This is a genomic window from Luteibacter jiangsuensis, from assembly GCF_030812295.1.
GTDB classification, from domain to species: domain Bacteria; phylum Pseudomonadota; class Gammaproteobacteria; order Xanthomonadales; family Rhodanobacteraceae; genus Luteibacter; species Luteibacter jiangsuensis_A.
On record NZ_JAUSSK010000004.1, the window covers coordinates 23462 to 35560 of the forward strand.

Sequence of the window (12099 nt, forward strand, 5' to 3'; positions counted from 1 at the left end):
AGGAGGTTATCAATGAGTAAGTCGCTTCGCAGCGTGTTTCCCGACATAGAGCACAGCGCACACATCCCGCAGCCGTACGACGCCGCTTCCCTGAGACGCTACTTGGGATCATTCTCGCTGGATGGAGCACCAACCACCGAGCTCGCGAATTACTTGAACGAAGACTTCATGCGGTTTGTGCTTACGCTGGGAATAGTTCCCGAAGCCGGCGGACGGCTTCTAGAGATCGGTGCCAACCCATACTTCACCACGATCTTGCTTAAGAAGTTCAGGCGATATGACGTCTGCTGCACGAACTATTTTGGGATCGAAGGCGGCGGCTCACGACAAGTCTGCAAAAGTGCAGAGACGGGTGAGGAATTCGCCTTCGAATTCTTGAACAACAATGTCGATAAGGAAGACATCCCTTTCGAGGGACAATTCGACGTCGTCCTTTTCTGCGAAGTCATCGAGCACCTTGTCGCCGATCCCATTGGTGCCCTCCGGCGCATCAAGGACAAGCTCGCTCCGGGCGGTGCACTCGTGCTCACGACGCCCAACGTCAACCGACTCGAGAACATCGCCAAGATGATGGCCGGCCAGAACATGTACGACCCGATCTCCGGATATGGCGTGTATGGCCGCCACAACCGCGAGTACAACAAGCATGAGTTGTACCTGATGCTCGATCACCTCGGTTTCGATCTGGAAGTGCTCTTCTCCTCGGATGTCCACGAGAACCATTCGAACCTGTACTATCCGACCGAGAAGATCGCCCAGCAAATCCTGGCGATCCCCAATCGAGGGTACGACTTGGGTCAGTACATCTTCCTGAGGGCCCGTAGCACGCGCCCGGCCAAGCCAGGCAAGCCGCGCTGGCTCTATCGCAGCTTTCCCGAGGGGGAACTTTGTGACTGAACGGCCGTTCCGGGCACCCGGCCACGGTGCTGGGCTCCGGTTATAATCGATCGGTTAATGTACCTCCCGGAGCGGAACCCATGATCGTCCCAGTCATCCTCAGCGGCGGTAGCGGCACCCGTCTCTGGCCCCTGTCCCGAAAGAACCGCCCCAAGCAGTTCCTGGCCCTGGTCGGTGACGCCACACTGTTCCAGCAGACCGTCCAACGTACGGGCAAGCTGGGCAACACCAGTGCGCCCATCGTGGTCTGCAGTGAGGATCATCGTTTCACTGTCGCCGAGCAGCTCCAGGAACTCGGCGTCGCAGGCTCGGCGATCCTGCTCGAACCAGCCGCACGCAACACCGCGCCGGCCATTGCGCTCGCTGCAATGCACGCTGTCCAGAAGGATCCCGATGCCGTCCTACTGGTACTGCCGGCAGATCACCTCATCGGCGACGAGACCAGCTTTGTCGAGGCCGTGAAGCGCGCCGCCCCGCTGGCGACGCAGGACTGGCTGGTGACGTTCGGCATTCGTCCGGAGGCGCCGGAAACCGGTTTCGGATACATCAAGCGTGCCGAAGCGGTCTCCGACAGCGGATTCAAGGTCGCACAGTTCGTCGAGAAGCCCAATGCGGAGACGGCAGCCAAGTACATCGAAAGCGGTGATTTCGACTGGAACTCCGGCATGTTCCTGTTCAAGGCGTCGCGATACCTTGAGGAACTTCAGAAGTATTCACCGAGAATACATGCCGCTACCGCAAAGGTATTTGCGTCGGCGCAGCCGGACCTCGATTTCGTGCGCTTCGACAAGACGACCATGGCCGAAGTGCCTGACGATTCGATCGACTATGCCGTCATGGAGAAGACCGACAGCGCTGCGGTCGTCCCCGTCAGCTGCCGCTGGAGCGATATTGGCTCCTGGTCGGCATTGTGGGACGCTGCCGATAAGGACCCGAATGGCAACGCAACCGACGGCGACGTCATCACGCTCGACACCAGGAATACGCTGGTGCGCACGCATGACAGGCACATGGTCGCCACGATCGGGCTAGACGACGTAGTGATCGTCACCACACCGGATGCAACCCTTGTAGCCACTCGCGATAAGGTTCAGGGCGTGAAGAAGATCGTAGACAATCTCGGCAACGCCGGCCGTAGTGAGCATCTGGCGCACCGGCAGGTCTACCGCCCCTGGGGCAGCTATGACTCGATCGACATGGGCGAGCGTTTCCAGGTCAAGCGGATCATCGTCAAGCCAGGCTCTGTCCTCAGCCTGCAGATGCACCACCATCGCGCAGAGCACTGGATCGTCGTGTCGGGTACGGCGGAAGTCACCTGCGGCGAAAAGGTGTTCCTGCTCACCGAGAATCAGAGCACCTATATCCCGCTCGGTGTGACGCATCGTCTTCGCAATGTCGGCAAGGTGCCGCTCGAGCTGATCGAAGTGCAGTCGGGCAGCTATCTTGGTGAGGACGATATCGTCCGATTCGAGGACGTTTATGGACGTGCCTAGTCCATGCGGCGAAGGCACAGAGTTTCCGTGGCAGAACTCTCGCACAGGTACAAATCGAGTAACGACTCGCTGACACGAGTCGAATTCGCAGCGATTGTCTACCTTACCCTTCCTGTTGCCCTGTTCTTCGTGGCATACATGAGGGTGCAGATATGGGTGCCGGCCGTTGCATGCATAGCATTCGCCCTTGCCCGCTGTGCGAAGCGACTGGGGCCCACTCTCGTTCACCAAAGCCGTTTCCTTGGCCTGTACTTTTGGATGATCTCCGCGGCAACCGTGTTTGCGAGCGGGGCCTTCGGCCTTGTTCACACGAACAGCGATTGGATCAAGCACTTCGCCGTCTTTCGTTTCCTGATCGATAACGACTCGCTCGTTGGAATCGCTTCGGGATATGACGGCGGAACCTTGCGATATTACCTGGGCTGGTACGTTGTCCCGGCCCTGCTCACGAAAATCTTTTCAGTCCAAGCGCTTTCCTTTCTGCTCGGGTCCTGGACCACGATTGGGCTGTATCTCTTTTTTTCGGTCGCCTCAGCGCTGACCAATCGCCCCCGATGGCGTTATGCCCTTCCTTTGGCCTTCCTTCTCTTCAGTGGCTCAGATGCGATCGGCACCGCCATAACGGGTTTTCGGATGGGACCCATCTACCACATTGAATGGTGGTCCGGCTGGATAGAGTTCGGCTCGAACTATACAGACATCACCTGGGCACCCCAACACGCACTTTCCGCATGGCTGGGCGTGGCCCTAGCGCTCCGCCTCGTCTCTAATGCATCGTCTCTCATCGTCATACCGGTGGTGACGACTGCAGTGATTCTTTGGTCACCGTTCTCAGCGATAGGGCTCACACCACTCTTTTTGTATGTCCTTTGGCGAAACCGCAAGGAATTCACGTGGGAAGTGCTGTTCAGCGCACTGTCGATGCTTGTCGTGTTGGCCGCCATTGCGCGGTACCTCCGAGCTGGCACGGAAGATATTCCATTCGACGCCGTCTGGAATCTCCGCTGCCTGGGCCAGGGGCGGCCTTGCTACTCATTCTTCGGCTATCTGCTCTTCGTGGCCCTCGAAGTCGTCCCGGCCATACTTATTTGCCAGACCATTACGAAATGGCGCGACGGCATGGTGTGGATCGCGTCCTTGACCTTGCTCGGAATGCCTTTCGTCAGCTTCGGAGCATTCAACGACCTCAATCTGCACGGGTCTATCCCCGCTCTTGCGCTTCTGTCGCTCACCGCATGGCAAGGCATAGCCCGAGGAACGGTATGGCTGAGGGCGGCATTCGCAGCTGTCGTAATCGTCGGATTACCCACTCCCATCCAAGAAATACGAAGGGCGCTCTGGATGAAGAAAGGACCGACCAGCACGGATACGAACTTTGCGTACGTATTCGAGCATGACGCGTGGCTGCGACCTCAATACATGATCGACAAGATACCTTGGATCATCAGGCGTCCCTATACCGCTCCTCACGCTCGGCCTGAGGAGCGCGGCCACGAGGTCGTTGATCCTACGCGCCACTCCCACCTATGAGGGAACGAAGCTCAGCGGTTCTAACCTCCATAAGCGCTCTGTCACCACGCGCCTCGACATTCAAGCGCAGCAGCGGCTCGGTATTCGACGACCGAAGATTGAAGCGCCACGTCCCGAACGACATGCTAACGCCGTCGATGTTCTCCACGCTCTGCGCCGATGGTTTGTAATGGTTCACGATACGAGCCACGGTAGCCGCGGCATCATCCACCCGAAAGTTGATCTCCCCGCTACACGGGTAAGCTGCCATCCGCTCTGCCAGCATGTCGGTCAGCGAGGTACCCGTCTTGCCAATGCGCTCGGCGACTAGCAGCCAAGGAATCATTCCCGAGTCGCAATACGCGAAATCGCGGAAATAATGATGTGCACTCATCTCACCGCCGTAAACGGCGTCTTCGGAACGCATGCGTTCCTTGATGAAGGCGTGACCCGTCTTGCTCTCCACGGCGATACCGCCGGCGGCTGCAACCATATCGACCGTGTTCCAGGTCAGCCGTGGATCGTGGATGATTCGCGACCCCGGATGCTTCTCGAGCATTTGCGCCGCAAGCAGGCCGACGATGTAGTAGCCTTCGATGAACCCGCCTTGCGCATCGAACAGGAAGCAACGATCGAAGTCACCGTCCCAGGCGATGCCGAGGTCCGCGCCGGAAGCGACCACAGCTTTCGCGGTGACATCCCGATTCTCAGGCAACAAAGGGTTGGGGATGCCATTCGGAAAACTGCCATCCGGCTCGTGATTGACGCGAACGAAGGTGAATGGCAGATGCGGCTCGAGCAGGTCGACGATGGCGCCGGCACCGCCGTTGCCCGCGTTGACCACGACCTTTAGCGGGCGCAGTGCGGCAACGTCGACGTAACCAAGTAGATGCGTGATGTATGCCGATTTATCGTGGTCCGCGCTGATCATGCCGCGACTCGCCCGGACCGGGCCGAACGCATTGTCTTCCACCATGCGCTCGATGTCGCGCAGGCCCGTGTCTCCACTGATCGGGCGAGCGCCTTCGCGCACCAGCTTCATCCCGTTGTAGTCGATCGGGTTGTGGCTCGCGGTAACCATGATGCCGCCGGCGACACCGCGATGTGCTGTCTGGAAGTAGACTTCCTCGGTTCCGCACAGGCCGATGTCGATTACGTTGCGGCCCTCGTCGGCCAGACCGCGAGCCACTTCGGCGGCGAGCGCTGGACTGTCGAGCCGAATGTCGTATCCGACCACCACCTCGCCATCGGCCACGGCGCGCGCAAACGCACGACCAATGCTGTAGGCGACGTCAGAATTCAATTCATCCGGCACCCGGCCGCGAATGTCGTAAGCCTTGAAACACTTCATGGGGTCTTCCTGGAATCGAACATCCACTCAAGCGTCGTGCGCAGCGGAATGATGTCTAGCGGCCCGATCAAGGAGCGCAGGCGGCGGTTATCGCCCGTGAGGCGTGCCACTTCATTGCCACGAACGAAAGCAGGATTTACGCGCACCTCGATTTCATAGCCCGCGATCTCCTGCATCATACCAATTACCTGCATCAGCGAAACGGACGTGCCTGAGCAAAGGTTGACCGTTTGTCCAGCTGCGTTCGCGGACAGCAGACGCACATACGCATCGGCGACGAAGCGCACATCCTGGAAGTCTCGCGCGACGTCGATGTTACCCAGCTCGATCACCTTCTCGGCGCGCTGGAAATGCGAGACGATCTTCGGCAACAGGAAGTTCTCCGCTTGGCCGACACCAGTGTAATTGAAGGGCCGCGCCAGAATCACGGGCAGGCGGTCGAGCCAGAGTTTGGCCATGTACTCCATGGCGAGCTTGCTGACCGCGTAATCGTTTGCCGGCGACGGCTCCACCGATTCACTCAGTAATTCGATATCGCTGTTGCCATACACATTGGCGCTACTGGCCAAGAGCACCGAACGTAGCGTGGCTGGCAAGTCAGCCAATGCTTCCATCAGATGCCGCGTACCTACGACGTTCGTCCGGTACATTTCATCTGCGTCGCCATGCGCTACAAAGGCGATCGCGGCGAGATGGATAACCGCGTCGGGACGTGCCTCTGCAATCGCACCAGCCACGCCTGCACGATCCAGCAGGTTGATTCCTGGGGATTCAAGGTCGTCGGGCCGCTCGACCAAGCCAAAAACCTCGTAACCCGCCGAGCGGAGCGCGGCGACCACATAACGGCCGGTGAAGCCCTTGTGACCGGTGACGAGTACCCGGCCGGGCGCGGCCTCAGAACGAGGCGTCACGTTCATTCCGGCGCAGATCGGCTTCGACCATCATCTTGCACAGATTTTCGAGCGTGGTTTCCGGCTTCCAGCCCAGCTTTTCGTATGCTTTGGCGGGATCGCCGATAAGAAGCTCGACTTCTGCCGGACGGTAGAACTTGGGATTGATCTTCACCATCAGCTTACCGGTCTTGCGGCAGGTACCGGTTTCGTTCTCTTCGCTGCCCTTCCAGTCGATGTCGATGCCGACGGCGGCGAACGCGAGCGTCACGAAATCACGCACGGTTTCCGTGCGATTGGTCGCGAGCACGAAGGTATCCGGCTCGTCGGCCTGCAGCATGCGCCACATGCCCTCGACGTATTCCTTGGCGAAACCCCAGTCGCGCTTGGCATCGAGATTGCCCAGTTCAAGCACGTCCAGTTTGCCCAGTTTGATCTTGGCCACGGAGTCCGTGATCTTGCGGGTAACGAACTCGCGGCCACGCAACGGTGACTCATGATTGAACAGGATGCCGCTGGAACCGAAGATGCCGTAAGACTCGCGGTAGTTCACGGTGATCCAGTGAGCGTAGAGCTTGGCCACGCCATACGGGCTACGCGGGTAAAACGGGGTGTCTTCCTTCTGCGGTACGGCCTGCACCTTGCCGAACATCTCCGACGTCGACGCCTGATAGAAGCGGATCTTCGGATTGACTATGCGAATGGCCTCGAGCATGTGCAGCGCGCCGACGCCAGTGATCGCGGCCGTGGTCGCCGGCTGATCGAACGATACGCCAACAAAGCTCTGAGCTGCGAGGTTGTACACCTCGGTTGCTCCTGTCGTCTGCAGCAAGCGAATGGCCGAACCACCATCGGTCAGGTCGAACTCGACAAGTTCGAGGTTCGGATGGTTCTGGATGCCCAGCTCCTCGATTCGCCAGAAGTTGACCGAGCTCGTGCGCCGATAGGTGCCGTAGACGCGATACCCCTTCTCAAGAAGAAGTTGCGCGAGGTAGGCGCCATCCTGGCCCGAGATTCCGGTGATCAATGCTGTTTTCATCTGGTTCCGTCGCTGCAAATAATTGATTTAACGAGATTCACTATTGTCCACGACGAATCCTGTGGACTCAAGCTCCGGGAATTTCCGCCGGTCGCCTTCTTCAACCGGCACTAGATCCATGTCCCGAAAAACGACCTCGGCGTCCCCGTCCACCATGACCCGGATGCAAAGGTCATCAACGTCTTCATGAACGCATATGTTCAGCTGGGCAACCAGATCTTCGCCCTCGCTTAAGACTGACGAGCCGATACGCCATGCACCGCCATGCGCTTCGACATCGAGCCAGGCCGTACCGGCACCGTTTTGGCGCGCCCCAGCCACACGCAACTCGTAGTCACCGGCCTTCAGCTGGATGAACGGGGTCGCGTACAGCACACCGGGAGCGCGCTCAGAGATCCGTTCCCCGCGTACAAGCCGCCCCGTGGTGAAGGTCGCCCGGTAGTCCGATGCCTTGAAATGACGAGCCGCGCAGGGCGTCCAGGAATCGTACCAATGGCTGCTCACGGCCACGCTGGCGAGTTGCCTTGCGCTTTGGCTCCAAGTCAACCACGGCATGCCGGCAGACGGTGGCGCGAGACCCGCACGATCGAGTTCGAGCCAGCGCTCGACGGCGGCAGCCATCGCCTCTGGGTCGGTGCCACTGAAATAGAACGCGTGCTCGCCAGCGACTTCTTTGAAGACAGGTAGATCGCGCGCGATGATAGGCCTTTCGTACTGCGCCGCTTCGATGAGCGGTAGCCCGAACCCTTCGCCTTCGGATGGCGCCAGCAGGGCCGAAGCGGTCTGGTACATCGCGACCAATTGGCTATCGTCGGCACGTTCCAGCCAGAACAATCGCTTCCCGGCCTGGGCATGCCCGCGAAGACGCGTCACCAGGCTTTCCACGCGCCATCCCGACTTGCCGATCAAGACCAGATTCACATCATGGCCCCGCTCCCAAAGCGTTTCGAAGGCTGCGAGCGTCTGCGCGTGCCCCTTGCGGGGTTCGATCGTGCCGACCATGAGGAACGTCGGCCTGCCACGGAGATCGAACGGCAATACGCCAACGGCGCCATCCGCCTGGGCAGCCGGCACGAGGTCTGCACCAAGATGAAACCAATCGATGCGGAGCGGCCGGGTACGCACAGGCATCGCCTGTCCAAGCCACTGCTTGAACTCATCAGCCACCGTGCGCGAAATGCAGATGATTCCATCGGCAAGTTCCGCGATGGCTTCATACCAGAGGCGGAAGGTGGGTAACCCGTTCTCGTCGAAGCAATCCGGCCGCAAGAGTGGAAGCAGGTCGTAGACGACAAAATGGACGTCTACGCCTCTGCTCCTCATCCGGACGTACGTATCGCGCAGATAGGGGACAAGGTGGGCAGCTAGATCCAGCCCCACGAAGATGTCGCCCTGGCGGAACTCGACGGGTGCGTCTGGGGGCAGCGACGCGCCATCGTAGAACTGCCTTGCACACCATTCCCGCGCATGACGGAATACACCGTCTGGTCGTATGTAGACAGGCTCGACGCGGAAACCTTCCGGGGGCGCGGCCATCAATCCAGCGGTGATGTTCCGCACCACTCGCTGGATACCGGTTTTTGCATCTTCGATGACAAGATGCGACACATCGACGTATAGCGTGCGAGCGGGGCGATGAACCGGCGCGTTCGCGGCCACAGCCATGGCCAGCCGCGAGACATCGTCCCGCGCCCACGCGGCTACACCGGGTATTCCCGCGACTTCTTCAATCAGTGCGGCCCGAGCATTGACCTTTTCCCGCTCGGAGAAGGAAGACCAGGCCGCGTCACCCCGGGCGATCGCGTCGGCGGGTAACGAGGAAAAGGCAGCCTCACCCGCTTGCTTGATGAACCCAAGTGCCCGATAACCACCGGCTCCGTAGAGAATCGCAGCCAATAGCCGTTCGTCGTCGTGCCGCGTTCTTTCCAGCACCCGACCGTAGCTCGCATCCACGAACCAGAGTTGGGCAGGAATGCCCCGCACCGCCTGCAGCACCGCTACGGTACCCGGATCGTCGGATACCTGAACGAGCACGTCGCCGGCCGTTCGTGGATCGAACGTCGATAACGAGCGACGTCTCCACCCGGCAGGAAGCGATCCACCCACCACTTCCTGCCCAGCTGCACTGGAGAAAAGGTCGACGCCGCGGGAAGAACCGAGATTAAGTGCTTCGAAATCGGCAAGGGAAACCGGTCGGGCTGCGAGTAATGCCAGGCGCTCGCCCGTTTCGTCGTTGCGCGCCGGGGAAGTTCGGGAAGATGATGCGGGAACGACGCTTTCAATGGCCTGCCAGGCCATATCGGCCGATGCTTCCCATGAGAACGTGGTCACATGCCGCTCCGCATGGCGCTTCATACGATCACGAAACGCCTCGTCGGTAAGGCCCTGCATGATCTTCGCGGCGATCGAAGCGGTGTCCCGTGGATCAAACAGAGCTTCCGCCGCTCCGATCACCTCGGGAAGGCTCGTCGTCGACGAACCAACGACGACAGCCCCACAAGCCATCGCTTCCAGCGCCGGCAGGCCAAAGCCTTCATGCAAGGACGGGAATACGTAAAGCTTGCAGGCATTGTAAAGCCGGACGAGCTCAGCGTCGGAGACGAAGCCGGTGAAAATGAGCTCATCGTCTGTCAGCCCGCTCGCGTCTCTCACCGCGACGAGTTCGTCTCGCTCTTTCTTGTCGAGATTGCCGACAAAGACCAACTGGTGGCCAGAGCGCACGGCTGGAGAAAGCGACGCGTACGCCGCGATAAGGGATGCCAGGTTCTTCCTGGGATCAAACCCGCCGGCATACATGACAAAGGGGCGACTAACACCATACCGCCGACCGACGGCCGACGGGTTCAAAGACGGCTCAATGCGCCGGAAATCGTCGCCCACGGCGGCAGAAACGTTAACGATCCTGCCGGCGTCCAACCCGAGCAACTCGATAGCTTCGTCGCGGGCCGCCTGCGAGATAGCAAGAAGTAGGTCGCAGCGGCGAAGGTGCTCGATCTTGGTCCGGTACCAGGGTGCGACGCCATCCAGCACCAGGTAAAGTTCGGGCATGACCATCGGAATCAGGTCAAAGAGAATCCCTACCTGCAGCGCGCGCGAACGCCCTGGGACAGAAGTGACAACCGAGTCGAAGAATCCATCCACCATGCTCGCGGTCAGAATGACATCCGCGCCCAGCGATTCGAGGAAGTGCTCCCGCAGGCGTTCGGCTACGAGGTTACGGCTGTAATTTGCAGGATCCGTGGATGCCGTACGCGCAAGGCTCTCCCATGACACGACACGGTCGGCCGGCACTGCCCCTTCAAGAAGATCCCGGACGACTCCCACCGACTCCGCCATGGTTCCATTGAGGGCGACCCAGACCTCATGGCCACGGTTCGCCCGCGCCATCGCTAACGTGAGCGACAGGCAGTAGCGCCCGACACCTCGGATGCGACCACTCGGAGACTGACAGGCCTGAAGATCTATGACGACTCGCATGCTTACCCTGCTATCAGCAAATATCGCCCGCCCGCCACGGGACCCAGTGTTGATTATTTCTTTCTTTTGGCAATAGCCGCGTGAAGCAATGCCTCCGCGACGGCGGCCTCATCAGACATCGCGACAGGTCCATCGACGGCGACGGACACGTGCGACTGAAACAGGAACGCTCGTGCACGACGGCCCAATCGTGTATCGGGGCCCAAAAGCGCCCTCGCTGCAGGCCGCACCCCGGGGATGGCCATAGCGATGCGCATGGAGGGCCGTGCTGCCCGGGCAAAGCGCGCCACGAGCGGGCGGATCATTCTCCAGCCACGCCGTATTGCCGCGCGACCGGCGCTGCTGGCGCCACGCAGTGGCGCGGTGATCCGCCACGAAGTACTAGAGACGAAGGCACCGATCATGGCATCCCTGTGTGCCACAGCCGTGCGCAGCAGTTGCGCTTCCCGCTGCAGATCCAGGTAGCCACGAGTCGCCTCCTCGACTTCCGACCTGGTGTGAGCGCGCACGTGGTGCAGTTGGGCTTCGACCGACGCCAGCGTGGCACGTGTTTCGGCCAGCTGCGCCCTCGCCTCTTCGCATTCCGAAACAGCCTGCTGGCATGCCAGGTCACGCTCCTGAAGCTGGGTCGCATGCAACGCGTCCAACGATCGAAGATGTTCGGATAAGCCGACAACGGCGTGCCGTGCTTCGGCAGCCTCCGCGATGGACGCACGCAACCGCACGTGCACTTCATTCACTTCATCATGCGCCTTCTTATCGTCCACACGGACGAAGTCGTCGAATACGTTCGGCGGCAAGTCGAAAGACGGCAGGAGTTCCGCGCGTTCCTGCGCCACGTAGTAACGATTCAGGCCATCACGATATGCGAGCACATAGCCACGATCGACCAAAAGGGATTCCCATTGCTCGTGAACATCGACCTGGCTGTTGGGCTCGGTGGCTTCCACGGTGATGACCCACGGACGCACGTCCAGGAACGAACAGGATGCCAGGGCCGTCCGTTCAGCACCTTCGCAGTCCACCTTCAAAAAGTGCACTTCGCGAACGTCCTGCTCCGAAAATATACTGTCGAGGGTCACTGTGGGGACGCGATATTCCGACACCCGGTGGCCCGCCGCCCTGTGTCGCTCGGCAAATCCCGCGTCGCTCGTGGATAGCCCCGTGCCTTCCACCTCGAAGAGCTCGAGAAACCCTTCCTGCTCGGCGACTGCGACGTTGAGATTGATGTCGTGAGGGCGATCAGCCTCGAGCATCTCGAACCAATGTTTCACCGGCTCGATATTGATACCTCGCCACCCGGCGAGCGAAAAGGCCTTTGTAACTGAATCCTTGATAGGATGCTGCGCGCCCACATCTACGTAAAACCCATGCCGGACGTGCTTGAGCGCACGGTGCAACATGATGTCTTCGAAGTTCTGGGCGTAGCTTACGAATGTCATG

8 protein-coding genes are annotated in these 12099 nt (G+C 60.0%); 3 read left to right on the forward strand and 5 right to left on the reverse strand.

The genetic code is table 11. The features are described from left to right. Window positions 1-12: 12 nt before the first annotated feature. The 3 genes from J2T07_RS13950 to J2T07_RS13960 all read left to right on the forward strand — a co-directional run bounded on the left by J2T07_RS13950 (window position 13) and on the right by J2T07_RS13960 (window position 3920). A complete protein-coding gene (locus J2T07_RS13950) occupies window positions 13-897 on the forward strand; it encodes a class I SAM-dependent methyltransferase (RefSeq protein WP_306850718.1) in 885 nt (294 codons plus the stop codon). 80 nt (window positions 898-977) lie between these two features. Next, on the forward strand, window positions 978-2390 hold the full coding sequence (locus J2T07_RS13955; protein ID WP_306850719.1) for a mannose-1-phosphate guanylyltransferase/mannose-6-phosphate isomerase: 1413 nt from the start codon (window positions 978-980) through the stop codon (window positions 2388-2390). Between the two features lie 27 nt (window positions 2391-2417). Beyond that, a complete protein-coding gene (locus J2T07_RS13960) occupies window positions 2418-3920 on the forward strand; it encodes a hypothetical protein (RefSeq protein WP_306850720.1) in 1503 nt (500 codons plus the stop codon). Here J2T07_RS13960 and J2T07_RS13965 read toward each other — a convergent pair. The 5 genes from J2T07_RS13965 to J2T07_RS13985 are packed head-to-tail and all read right to left on the reverse strand — an operon-like array spanning window position 3898 to window position 12098. Further along, entirely contained in the window at window positions 3898-5250 is a 1353-nt protein-coding gene (locus J2T07_RS13965) for a phosphomannomutase (RefSeq protein ID WP_306850721.1), read from the reverse strand. The two genes, J2T07_RS13960 and J2T07_RS13965, sit on opposite strands and share 23 nt — an antisense overlap. After that, window positions 5247-6167, reverse strand: coding sequence for an NAD-dependent epimerase/dehydratase family protein (locus J2T07_RS13970; protein ID WP_306850722.1), 921 nt, complete (start codon window positions 6165-6167; stop codon window positions 5247-5249). The genes J2T07_RS13965 and J2T07_RS13970 overlap by 4 nt, the downstream gene beginning before the upstream one ends. After that, window positions 6145-7179, reverse strand: a complete 1035-nt coding sequence (gmd, locus tag J2T07_RS13975) for a GDP-mannose 4,6-dehydratase (protein ID WP_306850723.1) — start codon at window positions 7177-7179, stop codon at window positions 6145-6147. Before gmd ends, J2T07_RS13970 begins: the two co-directional genes overlap by 23 nt. Before the next feature lie 27 nt (window positions 7180-7206). Beyond that, window positions 7207-10656 (reverse strand): glycosyltransferase family 4 protein, encoded by a 3450-nt coding sequence (locus J2T07_RS13980; RefSeq protein ID WP_306850724.1) that lies wholly within the window; start codon window positions 10654-10656, stop codon window positions 7207-7209. Window positions 10657-10709: 53 nt separating this feature from the next. Continuing rightward, window positions 10710-12098, reverse strand: a complete 1389-nt coding sequence (locus J2T07_RS13985) for an FkbM family methyltransferase (RefSeq protein WP_306850725.1) — start codon at window positions 12096-12098, stop codon at window positions 10710-10712. Window position 12099 lies beyond the last annotated feature (1 nt).